The organism is Achromobacter deleyi, from assembly GCF_013116765.2.
Classification (GTDB): Bacteria; Pseudomonadota; Gammaproteobacteria; order Burkholderiales; family Burkholderiaceae_B; genus Achromobacter; species Achromobacter deleyi_A.
In genome coordinates, this window is the sequence record NZ_CP074375.1 from 3,755,092 (window position 1) to 3,770,278 (window position 15,187).

General features: G+C 66.8%; 13 protein-coding genes and 1 riboswitch. Of the genes, 7 read left to right on the forward strand and 6 right to left on the reverse strand.

Features of this window, described 5'->3' with window-relative positions; translation table 11 throughout:
- Positions 1-28: 28 nt before the first annotated feature.
- Positions 29-880, forward strand: a complete 852-nt coding sequence (gene galU, locus HLG70_RS16875) for a UTP--glucose-1-phosphate uridylyltransferase GalU (RefSeq protein WP_171661834.1) — start codon at positions 29-31, stop codon at positions 878-880.
- A gap of 37 nt (positions 881-917) precedes the next feature.
- Here galU and HLG70_RS16880 read toward each other — a convergent pair whose 3' ends face one another.
- From HLG70_RS16880 to HLG70_RS16900, 5 genes are all read right to left on the reverse strand, one after another.
- Entirely contained in the window at positions 918-1,790 is an 873-nt protein-coding gene (locus HLG70_RS16880) for a cytochrome c oxidase assembly protein (protein WP_171662029.1), read from the reverse strand.
- A 99-nt stretch (positions 1,791-1,889) separates the two neighbouring features.
- The gene (locus HLG70_RS16885) at positions 1,890-2,993 is read right to left on the reverse strand and encodes a porin (protein ID WP_171661833.1); all 1,104 of its coding nucleotides are present in this window, start codon (positions 2,991-2,993) and stop codon (positions 1,890-1,892) included.
- 51 nt (positions 2,994-3,044) lie between these two features.
- Positions 3,045-5,843: a magnesium-translocating P-type ATPase gene (gene mgtA / locus HLG70_RS16890; RefSeq protein WP_171661832.1), complete on the reverse strand. Its 2,799-nt coding sequence runs from the start codon at positions 5,841-5,843 to the stop codon at positions 3,045-3,047.
- A gap of 428 nt (positions 5,844-6,271) precedes the next feature.
- On the reverse strand, positions 6,272-6,604 hold the full coding sequence (locus tag HLG70_RS16895) for a hypothetical protein (RefSeq protein WP_171661831.1): 333 nt from the start codon (positions 6,602-6,604) through the stop codon (positions 6,272-6,274).
- A gap of 438 nt (positions 6,605-7,042) precedes the next feature.
- A complete protein-coding gene (locus HLG70_RS16900; RefSeq protein WP_171661830.1) occupies positions 7,043-8,047 on the reverse strand; it encodes a sodium:calcium antiporter in 1,005 nt (334 codons plus the stop codon).
- A gap of 78 nt (positions 8,048-8,125) precedes the next feature.
- A riboswitch (yybP-ykoY riboswitch) is annotated at positions 8,126-8,285 on the reverse strand.
- Positions 8,286-8,426: 141 nt separating this feature from the next.
- On the opposite strand from HLG70_RS16900, the gene HLG70_RS16905 reads away from it, so the two are divergent.
- The gene (locus HLG70_RS16905) at positions 8,427-9,770 is read left to right on the forward strand and encodes an aminopeptidase P N-terminal domain-containing protein (RefSeq protein ID WP_171661829.1); all 1,344 of its coding nucleotides are present in this window, start codon (positions 8,427-8,429) and stop codon (positions 9,768-9,770) included.
- Positions 9,771-9,791: 21 nt separating this feature from the next.
- Here the strand turns inward: HLG70_RS16905 and HLG70_RS16910 are convergent, their stop codons facing one another.
- Positions 9,792-10,256 (reverse strand): hypothetical protein, encoded by a 465-nt coding sequence (locus HLG70_RS16910; protein WP_171661828.1) that lies wholly within the window; start codon positions 10,254-10,256, stop codon positions 9,792-9,794.
- Positions 10,257-10,336: 80 nt separating this feature from the next.
- On the opposite strand from HLG70_RS16910, the gene HLG70_RS16915 reads away from it, so the two are divergent.
- The 5 genes from HLG70_RS16915 (at position 10,337) to ruvC (ending at position 15,165) form a co-directional block, all read left to right on the forward strand.
- On the forward strand, positions 10,337-11,506 hold the full coding sequence (locus HLG70_RS16915) for a UbiH/UbiF/VisC/COQ6 family ubiquinone biosynthesis hydroxylase (protein WP_171661827.1): 1,170 nt from the start codon (positions 10,337-10,339) through the stop codon (positions 11,504-11,506).
- A 116-nt stretch (positions 11,507-11,622) separates the two neighbouring features.
- The gene (gene dusB / locus HLG70_RS16920) at positions 11,623-12,648 is read left to right on the forward strand and encodes a tRNA dihydrouridine synthase DusB (protein ID WP_171662028.1); all 1,026 of its coding nucleotides are present in this window, start codon (positions 11,623-11,625) and stop codon (positions 12,646-12,648) included.
- 36 nt (positions 12,649-12,684) lie between these two features.
- Positions 12,685-12,924: a helix-turn-helix domain-containing protein gene (locus HLG70_RS16925; RefSeq protein ID WP_006217670.1), complete on the forward strand. Its 240-nt coding sequence runs from the start codon at positions 12,685-12,687 to the stop codon at positions 12,922-12,924.
- 103 nt (positions 12,925-13,027) lie between these two features.
- The gene (gene purH / locus HLG70_RS16930) at positions 13,028-14,617 is read left to right on the forward strand and encodes a bifunctional phosphoribosylaminoimidazolecarboxamide formyltransferase/IMP cyclohydrolase (protein WP_171661826.1); all 1,590 of its coding nucleotides are present in this window, start codon (positions 13,028-13,030) and stop codon (positions 14,615-14,617) included.
- Positions 14,617-15,165: a crossover junction endodeoxyribonuclease RuvC gene (ruvC, locus tag HLG70_RS16935; RefSeq protein WP_171661825.1), complete on the forward strand. Its 549-nt coding sequence runs from the start codon at positions 14,617-14,619 to the stop codon at positions 15,163-15,165. Before purH ends, ruvC begins: the two co-directional genes overlap by 1 nt.
- Positions 15,166-15,187 lie beyond the last annotated feature (22 nt).

Sequence of the window (15,187 nt, forward strand, 5' to 3'; positions counted from 1 at the left end):
GTTTCATCGAATCCCCAACGAGGTCTCAATGCGTCCCGTCCGTAAAGCCGTTTTCCCAGTCGCTGGCATGGGCACACGTTTCTTGCCCGCCACCAAGGCGATGCCCAAGGAAATGCTGCCCGTGGTCGACAAGCCTCTCATTCAGTACGCGGTCGAAGAGGCCGTGGCCGCGGGCATTACCGACCTTATTTTTGTGACCGGCCGTAATAAACGCGCCATCGAAGACCATTTCGATTCCGCGCCTGAGCTGGAATCGGACCTGGAAAGCAAGGGCAAGCATGAACTTCTGGCCATGGTGCGAGGCATTCTACCCGCGCATGTGAATTGCCTCTATATCCGGCAATCGGCCCCGCTGGGGCTGGGTCATGCCGTGCTGTCGGCGGCTCCAGCCGTGGGCGACGAGCCCTTCGCCGTGCTGCTGGCCGACGACCTGATCGACGCCGACACGCCCGCCATGAAGCAACTGGTGGACATCGCGGTGGCGAACAACGCCAGCGTGCTGGGCGTCCAGGACGTGCCCCGCGCCGACACCCGCAAATACGGCATCGTGGCCACCCGCCAGGGCGAGGCCCTCGTGGACCCGCGCACGGAACGCGTCACGCATATTGTTGAAAAGCCCGAACCCGACGCCGCGCCCTCGACCCTGGCGGTCGTGGGCCGCTATGTGCTGGAAGCCGCGATCTTCGACCACCTGCGCTCCACCAAGATGGGCGCGGGCAACGAGATCCAGCTGACGGACGGCATTGCTTCGCTGATGCGCGAGCGCGCCGTATTCGCGCACCGCTTCGAGGGCACGCGCTACGACTGCGGCAACAAGGCGGGAATGTTCCAGGCCACCGTGGCGCTGGGCAAGAAATACCACGGCTTGCTGCCGGAATGATCCGCGCGCCAGGCGCGCGCGGCGCGCCTGGCCGGATCTACGCGGATAGCGCCGCTCGGGCCTTGGCGCGTGCGCGCGCATCGCGGTCCACCTTGCGCAGGCGCCCCTTGGCGGACAGGCGCATCAAGGTCCCGAGGGCCACCATCAGACCGATCACTTCCACCAGCGCGGCCGGTATCCACATGGTCAGGCCGCCTATCGTCTGGTCGGTCTGGGCCGACATGGCGATGGCGCGGCCGCACAGCTCGAACAGCGGATAGATGTCGCTTTCGGTGAAGGCGATGACCGCGCCGGCCACCATCTGCGGCAGCATCGTCGCCACGGGGGAGATCACCCGGCCGCCCGGCGTCATCGCGGCGGGCGGCGCGGGACGGCGGTCCAGGATCAGGTTCCAGTACATGAAGCCGCTGATCACCACCGACCAGTTCATCAGCCGGTACAGACGCCAATCCAGCATGGAATAGAACTGCACCGACGGTATCAGCCAGACCAGCACCAGGAAGACGAACAGCACCGGGACAAAGATCTTGTTGGTCAGCACCGCCACGGTCGCGCGGCCGGGACCGGTGAGCAGGAAATCACGCAGGCGGATGCGCCAGGCCATCGGCAGCCCCGCGCGCATGACCTGGCCCGGGAAAGCCGCCATGACCAGAAGCGGCCCCAAATGGTGCAGCACCAGGTGCTGGATGCGGTGGATGAAGAACATGCGCTCGGCGTAATAGTCCAGCCGGGTATGCATCGACAGGTACAGCAGCACCATCCCCGTCCAGAACAGCACGCGGCGCGCGCCCGTGACGTGGTGGACACGCTGGCCGCGCACGAACAGCACGATGGCCACCAGAAAGGAAGCCACCAGCGTGGGAGAGAACTCCCAGGGTATGAGCCATTCGAGACTATCCATGCGGGCCATCCGGAAAACGACGGGGAAAGACAAGGACCGGCGCAAGGCGCCATTCCCCGCCGATTGTAGTAGACCCCACCGTCTCGCGCTGCCGGGCGCCCCCGTTGCTCAGAAGTGGTGCGAAACGCCCGTGCCGATGCGCGTGGTGTGGGAGTTGGCGGGGTCGAACTGGTTGTCCAGCGTGTAATTCGACGCGTAGCCGGCAAAGGCATAAAGGGTCGTGCGCGGGGACAAGTCGTAGGTATAGCCCAAGGTCACGACTTGCGCGTTGCGCGCCGTCATGCCGTTCTCCCAATGCCAGTCCGGCCTGGCCAGGGACCATTGCACCAGCACGGCGCCCGGCCCGACCGGCACGCTGACGCCCGCCAGCCAGGCGTTGACGGTGCCGCCCTGCACGAAAGCCGCCGGCCCGAGGCCCAGGCCCAGGTTGTCGGGGTCTCCGCCGTCCAGCCCGACGTAGCCATTACGCTGCCGCGACCACGCCAGCGACAGCTTGAGCACCTCGAAATCATAGGAAACGCCCAATTGCACCGCCTGGGGACGTCCGTTGCTGCCCGCAGGCGGAACGGCCAGGCGCAATTGGTCCCATGTGGCCACCGCCAGCAGCGGACCCTCCTCGTATTTCAGGCCCAGGCTCACCGCGCGGTTGTTCTGGTTGGTGCGAAACTGGTTCTGGGCGTCCGCATCGAAGGAATACCCGATACCCGCCTGGAACCCGCTCCATTCCGGCGAGTAGTAATTCACCATATTGCTGAACTGATAATTGTCCGAGGCCTTGAAAGTGGCCCCCATGCCCATCTCCTTCCACGAGGCGATCTCCAGCGCATTGCCGTAGGTCTTGCCCACGGTGTCCTGGCGGCCCAGCCGCAGATCGCCGTAGCGTGCGTGGCCCAGCCCGACCCAGGCGCCGTAATCGAACAGGCTGTTGCCGTCCTCCGCATTGCCGCTGGAGGGATCGAAGCCGCTTTCCAGCTGGAAGCGGGTGCGCCAGCCCCCGCCCAGGTCTTCCGCGCCCTGCAGCCCCCACAAGGAGTCCGTCAGGCCGCCGTCGAGCAACCCGCTGCGGCTGCCCTGCCCCGACACGTTCGTTACTGCCACGCCGGCATCCACCACGCCATACAACTGCAAGCCGGCGCCGTCCTCGGCGGCCAGTGCGGCCAGAGGCTGGATCAGGCCGACCGCCGCCCAAGCCGCGCAGAATGCGATTCTCATGATGCTCTCCTACGAGTGCGGCGGGCAGCGCCCGCCGCGAGGTGAATCGACCTACTGCCAGCCGTAGCGGCGGACCCAGATGCCCTTGAGCAACTGCGTCAGGACGCAATAGCTGAGCAAAATTCCCACCAGCCACGGGAAGTAGCTCCAGGGGAGCGCCTGCAGCTGGAAGTACTCGGCCAGCGGCGAAAACGGCAGCAGCAGGCCCAGCGTCACGACCATCAGCGTCATCCCCATCAAGGGCCAGGAGGCGCGGCTTTGCAGGAAAGGTATCCGGCGCGTGCGGATCATATGCACGATCAGCGTCTGCGACAACAGGCCTTCGACAAACCAGCCCGACTGAAAAAGCGTCTGGTGCTCGGGGGCGTTCGCCTGGAACACGTACCACATCAGGGCATAGGTGGCGATGTCGAAAATGGAACTGATCGGACCGAAGAAGACCATGAAGCGGCCCAGTCCGTCCGGATCCCATTGCTGAGGCTTCTTCAGCAATTCTTCATCGACATTGTCAAACGGTATCGCCGTCTGGGAAATGTCGTACATCAAGTTCTGCAACAGCAGATGAATCGGCAGCATCGGCAGGAACGGCAGGAAGGCGCTGGCCACCAGCACCGAAAAGACGTTGCCGAAATTCGAGCTGGCCGTCATCTTCAGATACTTGAGCATGTTGCAGAAGGTCTTGCGTCCTTCGATCACCCCGTCCTCCAGCACCATCAGGCTCTTTTCCAGCAGGATGATGTCGGCGGCTTCCTTCGAAATATCGACCGCGGAGTCCACCGAGATGCCCACATCCGCCGCGCGCAGGGCGGGTGCATCGTTGATGCCGTCCCCCATGAACCCCACGGTGTCGCCCTGGGCCCGCAGGCTGCGCACGATGCGCTCCTTGTGGGCGGGGGTCAGGCGGGCGAACACATTGGCTTCGCGCACGGCGAGCGCCAGCTGCGCGTCGTCCATGACCTCGATCTCGGCGCCCAGGCAGACCTTGCGGACGTCGAATCCCACTTCGCGGCAGACTTTCTGGGTCACGAGTTCCACGTCCCCGGTCAGCACCTTGACCTCGATGCCCGAGGCCTTCAGCGCCGCCAGCGCGGGGCCGGTGGACTCCTTGGGAGGGTCCAGGAACGCGATATACCCCACCAGCACCAGGTCGGACTCATCCGCCACGCCATAGATCTGCTGCGTGGGAGCCATTTCCTTGACGCCCACCGCAATGACGCGCAGTCCGTCGCGATTCAGGTCCGCCGTCACGCGGCGGATATCGGCGCGACGGGCGTCGGTCAGCAGATGCACCTCGCTACCCACCCGCAGGCGGGTGCAGGCCGACAGCATTTCCTCCAGCGCGCCCTTGCAGATCAGTTCGTGGTGGTCGCGGCCGTTCTCGGTCTCGTTGACCACCACGGACATGCGGCGCCGCGAGAAATCGAAGGGGATCTCGTCGACCTTGCGATAGCGGGCCGCCAGGTTCAGCCGGCGCTCCACCTCGGCATGCTGCAGGACGGCCACGTCCAGCAGGTTCTTCAGGCCGGTCTGGTAGTAGCTGTTCAGATAGGCATAGGCCAGCACGTCGTCGCTGCTGGTGCCGTAGACGTCGGTATGGCGCTCCAGCACGATGCGGTCCTGCGTGAGCGTGCCGGTCTTGTCGGTGCACAGCACGTTCATCGCCCCCAGGTTCTGGATGGCGTCCAGGCGCTTGACGACGACTTTGCGCCGCGACATGCGCAACGCCCCCTTGGCCAGCGTGGCCGTGACGATCATGGGCAGCATTTCGGGGGTCAGTCCTACCGCGATGGCCAGCGCGAACAGCAGCGCCTCCAGCCAGTCGCCCTTGGTGTAGCCGTTGATCAGCATGACCACCGGCGCCATGACCAGCATGAAGCGGATCAGGATCCAGCTCACGCGGTTGATGCCCTGCTGGAACTGCGTGGGCGCGCGGGAGGTCTGCGTGACGCGCCCCGCCAACTGGCCGAAATACGTATCCGAGCCGGTGGCGATGACCAGCGCGCTGCCGGAGCCGCTGACCACGTTGGTCCCCATGAACGCCATGTTCTCCAGTTCCAGCGAATTGCCGGTCTGGACGCGCTGGGCCAAGTGCTTCTCGACGGGCAGCGACTCGCCGGTCAGCGCGGCCTGCGCGACGAACAAATCCTTGGCGTTCAGGATGCGGCAGTCGGCGGGGACCATGTCGCCGGCGGAAAGCAGCACCACGTCGCCGGGCACCAGTTCCGCCAGCGGCACTTCCAGCTGATGCGAACCGCTGGCGTGCAACGCGGCGCCGAAGAAGCGCCGGCCGTTGCCCCCGGCGGGCGCGGCGGCATCGTTGCGCAAGACGGTGGCCGTGTTCTGCACCATCGCCTTGAGGGCCTCGGCCGCGCGGTTCGAGCGCTGCTCCTGCACGAAGCGCAGCACGGTGGAAATCACGACCATCGAGCCGATGATCACGACGGCGGTCCAGGACTGTTCCTCGCTGGCGGCCATCCGCACATCGGTCAGCCAGGACAGCACCGCCAGCGCGGTCAGCAGCAGGTTGAACGGATTGCGGTAGGACAGCCACAGGTGGGCATGCCAGGACAGCGGCTTTTCATGATCGACCTCGTTGGCCCCATGGCGTTCGCGCGCGGCCTGCGCCTGGGCTTCGGACAGACCGCCCCAGCCGCTGCCAAACAGCGTGAACAAGGAATCAAAGCCCAGGCGCGACGTTTCCAGCATGCGCTGGTTGGCGCGGCGCGAGGCGTCGGAGGACACCGCCGTGGTTTCGGCGCCTTGCTCAAGAATGGGCGCGCGGCGGAAGTGGCGGCCCGTCCGCCGCAGGCCAGCGGCGGACGAGAAAAAGGACTTCAGGAAGGTAAACATCGGAGTGCTCCGGTTTTTATAGGTGTTGTTGTTGGAGACACGGACGACCCCGCTCGCGGCGGCTGCGCGCGGGCAGCAGCGGGCCGCGGCTTTTCCACGAAAAGCCGTCAATCCGCCGCGTACAGGCGTGCGCAGACGCCGGAGCAATGTTGCCGGTGTCCGGATCGCGTCGATGGCGCGCCGGGTGCGGAAAACGGAAGGGGAGCTAGCGGGGGAATCGGAACCGGGGAAGACGGCGCGCGGGACGCGGGCCAGGCCGGGGATTCTTGGCTGCGGACTCCGTACGGACCGGGATGACTATCCGGCCGGTCGGCTCGCAGTGAGGAGACAGGTCAGACAGGCATGCCGGCGCCGGGCACTGGGCGCAATCGAGGCTCGGGGTCTAAGGCACTAGGCATGATCTCTCCTGTGGATTCGTGTGGCGGGCTTCAGGCCATCGCGGCTTGCGCGCCGAAATGCACGTGGCGCACCGCGGGGTTGGCGCTCAGGCGGCGCGCTTGCGACATCAGTTCCGCCCGCAGTTCCGGGGGGCAATTGACGGTGATGCAAGCCGACGCCAGATCGGGGTCTTTACCCTGATCGATCTGCACTTGCGAGACGTCCAGGCCGGCGGCGCTGAAGTCCAGGCAGATCTGCTTGCGCAAGGCTCCCAGTTCATCGCGCGGACAGATGACCGTCAACCGCGAGGTGCCGCGGCGGCGGCCCAGGGCGGTGGCGCGGTCCACGCCGGCGCGGCGTAGGAACAAGTCGAAGAAACGCATAACGACCTCCATTGCAAGAATGGGGAGCGTGATCGCGAACACATGCGCAGCCGGGCGGCGCCTGGGCGGCGGGCACGACAAACGTGCACGAGCGCTGGCGCTGCGACTAGCGGCGGTTCTGGCGGTTTACGTTGGGGAGGGTCCCGGCAGGCTGGAGGCCTGCATTGCTACCCAGGCGTTTGCCTGGTGCTTGGGATACACCGCAACCTGAATGACAGGATGCGGCAGACGGAGTTCTGCGTGGATCCTGTCAGACAGCGACGTCGATGCAAGATCGACTACTTTCGCCGGAATCGGTATTCACGAAGACTGCTCCTGGGATGGATAACAGAGCGATTTTACGCGGGTTTCTACTGATGGACAAGGTTTATGCGCTTTTTGGGCTCACGAATGCGACAAAAGCGGCGCAGCCCCGCAAGGCTTGCGCCGCGATCGGCCTCAGGCGTAGAAATGCCAGCCCAGATAGCCCGCGAACAAGGCATACAGGCCACCGGCCGCCGAGAGCGCCGGCACGCTCATGGCTGCGCGGCGGAAGCGCAGCCACAACAGGCCGATGGACAGCATCGTGAACATGCCCGCCGCCAGCAAGGGCGCGTCCAGCAGCCATGGCGTCATGAAGATGCCCAACGCGCTCGGGATGGTGGCCTGGATCATCATGGCGCCGGAGATATTGGCCAGCGCCAGGCGTTCCTTGCCCTGGCGCACCCAGATCAGCGCATTCATGATTTCGGGCAGTTCGGTCGCCACGGGCGCCAGCAGCAAGGCGGCCACATGGGGCGACGCGCCCATGGCCACGCCCAGCAGTTCGATCTGGTTCACGAACACGTGCGAGGCTCCGGCAATCACCACCAGCGCCATGATCGTCTGCGCGGCCGCCCAGAACATGGTCGGGCTTGGATCGCGGGGGCGCAGCTTGAGCGGCTCCAGGTCTTCGCCATCCAGGCTTTCCTCGTCGTTGCTGAGTTCGCGCTTGACGTAGAGGCCATAGGTGGCCAGGAACACAAGGCCCAGCCAGGGCTTCCAGGCAAACGCCAGCAGGCCCAGCCCTACCTTGAAAATGAAGATGCCCATGAACCAGGCCTGGTCGCGGGCCAGCCGGCGCTGGTCCGCGTTGATACAGTTGGCCTGCTTCGGTTGGCCGCGGCGGGCGCGCCACAAGGCCAGGCCAACCACGGCATAGGCCAGCGTGGCCAGCACGAGAGGGCCGCCCATCGCGGCGCCGACGCCGATATCTTTCTGCTCGGGGGTTTCGCCGAAGACCACGGCCATGAACGTGACCGCGCTTTCCGGCAGGGCGGTGCCGAAGGCCGCCAGCACGGTGCCGGTGGCGGTGGCGCCAAGCTGGAAACGGTGACCGACCCATTCGACGCCGTTCACGAAGAATTCGCAGGCGAAGTAGATCACTGCCGCGGACAGGAAAAACAGAAACAGGGTGAGCAACATATGAACGCAGCCGGACGAGCAGAAACCATTGGCGCGACGCTGCGGCTCGCCCGGCTAGGGTGAACGCAACGCGGCCAAAGGTCTCGCCTGGCTGATCCATGCGGCGGGCGTGCCGCTATGCATGGAAACCGTTAGCGCCATGGAGTTCTAGCAGCTGCTCCGCAGCGCTGAACCACCAAGTCTGTTGACGCTAACTCCTTTGGGGACAAAGGATGGCTACTCCCCAATGACAGAGCGGCGATTGTAGCAGCGGACAGCAGTCCGTCCAGTGAATCCCGGCCCGGCGCCATGGAATCGTCCGCGGGGTGTTGCATTTGCGGGATGGCGGGTAAAGTAAACGCCATCTACTGCCCTTGCGGGGCTTGCGCCCCGGCCCGCCATGAGCCTGCCTCCCGACGACATCGCCCCCTTCGCCGCGCGGCGCCAGCGCCTGATGGAGCGCATGCGCGCCGACGGCGGCGGCATTGCCATCCTGGCGACCGCGCCGGAGGCCATCCGCAACCGCGACGCGGAGTACCCCTACCGGCACGACAGCGATTTCTTCTACCTGACCGGCTTTACCGAGCCGGGCGCCTGGCTGGTGCTGATCGCCGGCGCGTCGGACCGCGCGGTGCTGTTCTGCAGGCCGCGCCATGTGGAACATGAGATGTGGGAGGGCAAGCGGTTCGGCCCCGAGGCCGCGGCCGCCCATTTCGGCTTCGACGATGCCCATCCCGTCGACGCGCTGGATGAACTGGTGCCCGCGCTCATGCTGGACCACCCCACCCTGTATGCGCCGCTGGCCGGCGACAAGCGCACGGACGGCCGCCTGCACCGCTGGCTGGCCGCGGCGCGCGAGGCCAGCCGCGGCGGACACGCCCCGCCAGCCCGGCAGCAGGACATCCGCCCGCTGCTCGCCAGCATGCGGCTGGTCAAGGACCCCACGGAAATCGCGGCAATGCGGCGCGCCGCGAAGATCTCCGCCGGCGCGCATGTCCGCGCCATGCGCGTGGCCCGCGCCGGCATGCGCGAGTACGAGATCGAGGCCGAACTGCTCTATGAATTCCGCCGCCACGGCGCGCAATCGGTGGCCTACAACAGCATCGTGGCGGCCGGCGCGAATGCCTGCGTGCTGCACTACCCGGCCGGCGAAGCCACGCTGCGAGACGGCGATCTGGTCCTGGTCGACGCGGGCTGCGAAGTGGACAGCTACGCCAGCGACATCACGCGGACCTTCCCGGTCAACGGCCGCTATAGCGGTCCCCAGCGCGCGCTGTACGACCTGACCGTGGCGGCGCAAGAGGCCGCGGCCCATGCCACCGCGCCGGGCCGGGGATTCAACGATGGCCACGAGGCCGCGCTGCGCGTCCTGGCGCAAGGCATGCTGGACCTGAAGCTATTGAAGGGATCCCTGGACGGCGTGCTGGAATCCGGCGACTACAGCCGCTTCTACATGCACCGGACCGGCCATTGGCTGGGGCTGGATGTCCACGACGTGGGCGACTACCGCCAAACCGGCCCCGCCCAGGGCGCGGAACGCCCCTGGCGCAAGCTGGAAACGGGAATGATGCTGACCATCGAGCCAGGCATCTACGTGCGTCCCGCCGACGACGTGCCCGAGGCCTACTGGAATATCGGCATCCGCACCGAGGACGACGCGCTGGTCACCGACGAGGGTTGCGAACTCATCACGCGCGGCGTGCCGGTGCAGGCCACCGAGATCGAAGCGCTGATGCGCGAATAGCCCCGGGCGATCCGGACCGGCCTAGAGGATGTAGCCGTCCAGCCAGCCCATGGCCACCCAGACATAGACCACCACCATGGCGATGGCGAACATGGAGACGATGGCGCCGACCAGGCAGGCCAGGATGGCGACCAGCACCGGCCCCCAGCCTGTGGACGACGGCCGGCCCAGGCCCGGGTTGTAGATCCGGTCGAATTTCTCGTCCGGCATCAGCGAGAACACCGCGCTTTCGATGAACCCGTCGATCATGGGAATGAAGAGCAGGAAGAAGGCGGGATTGTCGTACCAGACCGGGTAGAAGCGGAACGCGCAGAACAGGCTGACCACGGCCAGCGCGGTCACCAGCCAGGCGTGGCGGCGGCCCAGATACCACCAGTGCGCGCCCACCGCGCCGAACAGGCAGGCCAGAAGCCCCACCGCGACCTTGCCGCGCGGGCGGCGGGCCGATACGGCGGACAGCGAAGAGGAAGCCTGAGCCTGCGTCATGTCAATCAACCGGAAAAAGGGGCGGCGGCGCCAAGCCGCGCCGGGTGCCCGGGATTGTAGTGGACGGTTAAAATCCGGGCATGACTTCATCAGCCTTCGACATTGCGATTCTTGGCGCCGGCCCGGTGGGCCGCGTATTGGCCCTGATGCTGGCGCGCGTGGCGCCGGATCCGGCGCGTATCGCCCTGCTCGCGGGCAGCGCGCCCGCCCCGGTCACGCCGGCCGCGGCCGTGCCCGCCGCGGATCCGCGCGTCCTGGCCATGAACCACGGCAGCCGCGTGCTGCTGGAGTCGCTGCATGCATGGCCCGAGCGCTCGGCCGACATCCGCAACATCCATGTGTCGCAGCGCGGCCGGCTGGGCCGCACCCTGATCCAGCACACCGATTTCGGCGTGCCCCAGCTGGGCAGCGTGGTCGCCTATTCCGGCCTGCATGCCAAGCTGGATGAATGCGTGGCCGCCTGCGGCGTCACCGTGCTGTCCGGCCCGCCCGCCCAGATCGGCCGCCAGGACGCGGAAGGCGTGCGTATCCAGCAAGGCGACACCGAACTCCTGTGCAAGGTGGCCGTGCAGTCCGATGGCGCGGGCGCCACCGACGTGCGCCGCGACTACGACCAGCACGCCGTGCTGACCACGGCGCACGCCACCCTGCCTCGCCGTGGCTGGGCCTGGGAACGCTTCACCTCCGAAGGACCGCTGGCGCTCCTGCCGCACCCGCAGACGCCGGACGCCTATTCCGTCGTCTGGTGCAGCGCGCCGGACCGAGCCGCCGAGCTGGCCGCGCTGGACAACGCCGCCTTTTCGCGGGCGCTGTCGCAGGCCTTTGGGGACCGCCTGGGCCGGCTGTCCAGCCACGCCCCCCGCCACGTTTTTCCGCTGGCGCTCGCCGCCCGCCGGGCGCAGGTGCATGGCCGCGTGGCGGCCATCGGCAACGCCGCGCAAACCCTGCATCCCGTGGCCGGCCAGGGCCTGAACCTGGGGCTGCGCGACGCGGCCCGACTGGCCCAGACCCTGGCCAGCTGGCTTGCCCACCCCGCATCCAATCCCGGCGCCGCGCTGGCGGAGTTCGCCCAGGCCCGCCACGTGGACCGCTTCATCACCGCCGGCCTCACCGACCTGATGCCGCGCGTCTTCTCGACCGGCCTGGCGCCGGTCGAGCATGCCTGTGGCCTGGCGTTATTGGGGATGGATCTGGCATCCCCCTTGCGCGCCCCCCTGGCCCAGCACCTGCTGCAGGGCTTTCGCGCCTGATTTCCATCCGGATCCGGCCCTTGAATGGGGCCGGAACACCCCTTTTCGCCCCCATTTGTTACCAAGCTGTTGCTGGCGGAAAATGGGGGTTCGATCGAGCCGGTTAAAATGTGACCATGCGCATAGGCCAGTGGACCCTTCCCAACAACGTTCTTGTCGCGCCCATGGCGGGCGTGACGGACCGTCCTTTCCGCCAACTTTGCAAGAAGTTGGGGGCCGGCTATGCCGTGTCGGAAATGGCCGCCAGCAACCCCAGGCTCTGGGACAGCGTCAAGACCTCGCGCCGCCTGAACCACGACGGCGAGATCGCCCCCATTTCCGTCCAGATCGCCGGAGCGGACCCCGCCATGATGGCCGAGGCCGCGGCGTTCAACGCCAGCAAGGGCGCCCGGATCATCGACATCAACATGGGGTGCCCGGTCAAGAAGGTGTGCAACGTGGCCTCCGGGTCGGCGCTGCTGCGCCATGAAGACCTGATCGTCCGCATCCTGGACGCCGTGGTGGCCGCCTGCGCCCCCCTGGGCGTGCCGGTCACCCTGAAGACCCGCACCGGCTGGGACCGCGGCAGCCGCAACGCCCTGCGCGTGGCGAAACTGGCCGAAAACGCCGGCATCTCCGCCCTGACCCTGCATGGCCGCACGCGGGCCGACCTCTATACGGGCGAGGCGGAATATGACACTATCCGCGCCGTCAAGGCCGAGCTGAGCATCCCCGTGATTGCCAACGGAGATATCGACTCGCCTGTAAAAGCCAAGCACGTCCTGGATTACACTGGCGCCGACGCGGTCATGATCGGCCGGGCGGCACAAGGCCGTCCCTGGATTTTCCGCGAAATCGACCACTACCTGCGCACGGGCGAAACACTGGCCCCTCCCTCCTATGGGGAAATGCGCGAGCTGCTGCTCGAACATCTCGACGACCATTACCGTTTCTATGGCGAACACACCGGCGTACGCACGGCGCGCAAGCACATAGGCTGGTATCTGGACGGCCTGCCGGGCGCGGATTCGTTCTGTGCCCGCATGAACCTGATCGACAATACCCGCGACCAGTGGCGGGCGGTGTCGGATTGGTTCGACATCATCTCGCGCGACGGCAGTCCCCACCCGGCGCCGGTCGCAGAAGCCCTGCTGGCGGCATAACCGCCTCAACACCAACATAAAAATATCTGTACTCAAATGAGCAAGAAAGATGTCCTGGAAGAATGCGTGCGCGCCAGCCTGGAGCGCTATTTCGAAGACTTGGGTGAATCCGAGCCCCACGATATGTGGGACATGGTGATGCGTTGCGTCGAGCGCCCGGTGCTTGAAGTGGCGCTGGAGCGGTCGGGCGGCAACCAGTCCCGGGCCTCCGAAATGCTGGGCATCACCCGCAACACCCTGCGCAAGAAGTTGCTGGCGCACAATATCCAGGTATAGCTTTCCCCGCGCGGGCGACGAATGCATCGCGCCGCCCGCCCCTCCAGATTTCCCATCCGACCAGAACGAGAAAGGCGTCCCCGCCCCACTCCCGTCCCTCATCATGAAAATCGAAACCGCCCTGCTTTCGGTGTCCGACAAGACCGGCATCGTTGAATTTGCCCGCGCCCTGGCTGCGCGCGGCGTGCGCCTGCTGTCGACCGGCGGCACCGCCAAGCTGCTGGCCGACTCCGGCCTGACCGTGACCGAAGTGGCTGCCCACACGGGTTCGCCCGAGATCCTCGACGGCCGCGTCAAGACGCTGCACCCGAAGATCCACGGCGGCCTGCTGGCCCGCCGCGACAGCGCCGAGCACATGGACACCATCAAGGCGGCGGGCATTGATCGCATCGACATGCTGGTGGTCAACCTGTATCCGTTCCGTGAAACCGTCGCCAAGCCGGACTGCACGTTCGCCGACGCGGTCGAGAACATCGACATCGGCGGCCCGGCCATGCTGCGCGCGGCGGCCAAGAACCACGGCACCGAAGCCGGCGGCGTCACGGTCGTGATCGACCCGGTCGACTATTCCCGCGTCCTGGCTGAAATGGACAAGGGCGGCAGCACCTCCTACGGCCTGCGCCTGGCGCTGGCTTCCAAGGTCTACGCCCACACGGCCGCGTACGACGGCGCCATCGCCGCCTACCTGACCAGCCTGACCGAAGCCGAGCCCAAGCAGGAAGCCGTGCCGGCCCGCAACGAATGGCCCGGCACGCTGACTCTGCAGGTCAAGCAGGAGCAGGCGCTGCGCTACGGCGAGAACCCCCACCAGAGCGCCGCCTTCTATGTGGACGCTCAGCGTCCGGCCGGCCTGCTGGGCAACTACCGCCAGCTGCAGGGCAAGGAACTGTCCTACAACAACATCGCCGACGCGGATGCCGCCTGGGAATGCGCGCGCAGCTTCGAGGCGCCCGCCTGCGTCATCGTCAAGCACGCCAACCCCTGCGGCGTGGCCGTGGCGGCCGACACGCTGGGCGCATATCAGCAAGCCTTCAAGACCGACCCCACGTCGGCCTTTGGCGGCATCATCGCCTTCAACCGTCCGGTGGACGCCGCCACGGCCGAAGCCGTCAGCGCGCAGTTCCTGGAAGTGCTGCTGGCGCCTGCCTACGACGGCGCCGCGCTGGCCATCCTGGCCGCCAAGAAGAACGTGCGGGTGCTGGAAGTGCCGATGGGCACGGGCCAGAACGCCTTCGACATCAAGCGCGTGGGCGGCGGCTGGCTGGTGCAGACCCCGGACGCCTACAACGTGCCGCGCGATGCGCTGAAGGTGGTCAGCAAGCGCCAGCCCACCGAACAGGAAATGAACGACCTGTCGTTCGCCTGGAAGGTCGCCAAGTACGTCAAGTCCAACGCCATCGTGTTCGTGGGCGGCGGCATGACCCTGGGCGTGGGCGCCGGCCAGATGAGCCGCATCGACTCGGCCCGCATCGCCTCCATCAAGGCGGAAAACGCAGGCCTGACCCTCAAGGGTTCGGCCGTGGCGTCGGACGCGTTCTTCCCGTTCCGCGACGGCCTGGACGTGGTGGTGGCGGCTGGCGCGACCTGCGTGATCCAGCCCGGCGGCAGCATGCGCGACGATGAGGTGATCGCCGCGGCCGACGAGCACGGCATCGCCATGGTGCTGACCGGCACCCGCCACTTCCGTCACTGATGCGCGTCCTCGGCATCGATCCCGGCCTGCGCCGCACCGGCTTCGGTGTGATCGATGCCGACGGCCCGCGGCTGCGCTACGTGGCCAGCGGGACCATCGTGGTCCCGCCGGCGCTGACGCTGTCCGAACGCCTCAAAGTCATCCTGGACAATCTGCGCCAGGTGGCGCGCGACACGCAACCCGACGTGGCCGCGCTGGAAATCGTCTTCCTGAACACCAATCCCGCATCCACCCTGCTCCTGGGCCAGGCCCGGGGCGCGGCGCTGTGCGCGCTGGCCGACAGCTCGCTGGCGGTGCACGAGTACACCGCGCTGCAGATCAAGAAAGCCGTGGTGGGCACCGGACGCGCCGCCAAGGAACAGGTGCAAATGATGGTGCAGCATCTGCTGGCGCTGGACGGCACGCCCGCGCCCGACTCGGCCGACGCGCTGGCCTGCGCGATCTGCCACGCCCATGTCGGCCCCTTGCAGGACAGGCTGGAACGCCTGGGCACGGCCTTGAACATGAGCGGCAAGACGCGCATCCGCAACGGCCGGCTGATAGGCTGACTTCCCCCTCCCGGTTTTTCCC

What these genes read in the sequence shown, in the direction of transcription:
- ruvC (WP_171661825.1), top strand. Translation starts at nt 14,617, where the DNA reads ATGCGCGTCCTCGGCATCGATCCCGGCCTGCGCCGCACCGGCTTCGGT.
- HLG70_RS16915 (WP_171661827.1), top strand. Translation starts at nt 10,337, where the DNA reads ATGACTTCATCAGCCTTCGACATTGCGATTCTTGGCGCCGGCCCGGTG.
- HLG70_RS16925 (WP_006217670.1), top strand. Translation starts at nt 12,685, where the DNA reads ATGAGCAAGAAAGATGTCCTGGAAGAATGCGTGCGCGCCAGCCTGGAG.
- galU (WP_171661834.1), top strand. Translation starts at nt 29, where the DNA reads ATGCGTCCCGTCCGTAAAGCCGTTTTCCCAGTCGCTGGCATGGGCACA.
- HLG70_RS16910 (WP_171661828.1), bottom strand. Translation starts at nt 10,256, where the DNA reads ATGACGCAGGCTCAGGCTTCCTCTTCGCTGTCCGCCGTATCGGCCCGC.
- HLG70_RS16900 (WP_171661830.1), bottom strand. Translation starts at nt 8,047, where the DNA reads ATGTTGCTCACCCTGTTTCTGTTTTTCCTGTCCGCGGCAGTGATCTAC.
- dusB (WP_171662028.1), top strand. Translation starts at nt 11,623, where the DNA reads ATGCGCATAGGCCAGTGGACCCTTCCCAACAACGTTCTTGTCGCGCCC.
- HLG70_RS16895 (WP_171661831.1), bottom strand. Translation starts at nt 6,604, where the DNA reads ATGCGTTTCTTCGACTTGTTCCTACGCCGCGCCGGCGTGGACCGCGCC.
- HLG70_RS16905 (WP_171661829.1), top strand. Translation starts at nt 8,427, where the DNA reads ATGAGCCTGCCTCCCGACGACATCGCCCCCTTCGCCGCGCGGCGCCAG.
- HLG70_RS16880 (WP_171662029.1), bottom strand. Translation starts at nt 1,790, where the DNA reads ATGGCCCGCATGGATAGTCTCGAATGGCTCATACCCTGGGAGTTCTCT.
- HLG70_RS16885 (WP_171661833.1), bottom strand. Translation starts at nt 2,993, where the DNA reads ATGAGAATCGCATTCTGCGCGGCTTGGGCGGCGGTCGGCCTGATCCAG.
- mgtA (WP_171661832.1), bottom strand. Translation starts at nt 5,843, where the DNA reads ATGTTTACCTTCCTGAAGTCCTTTTTCTCGTCCGCCGCTGGCCTGCGG.
- purH (WP_171661826.1), top strand. Translation starts at nt 13,028, where the DNA reads ATGAAAATCGAAACCGCCCTGCTTTCGGTGTCCGACAAGACCGGCATC.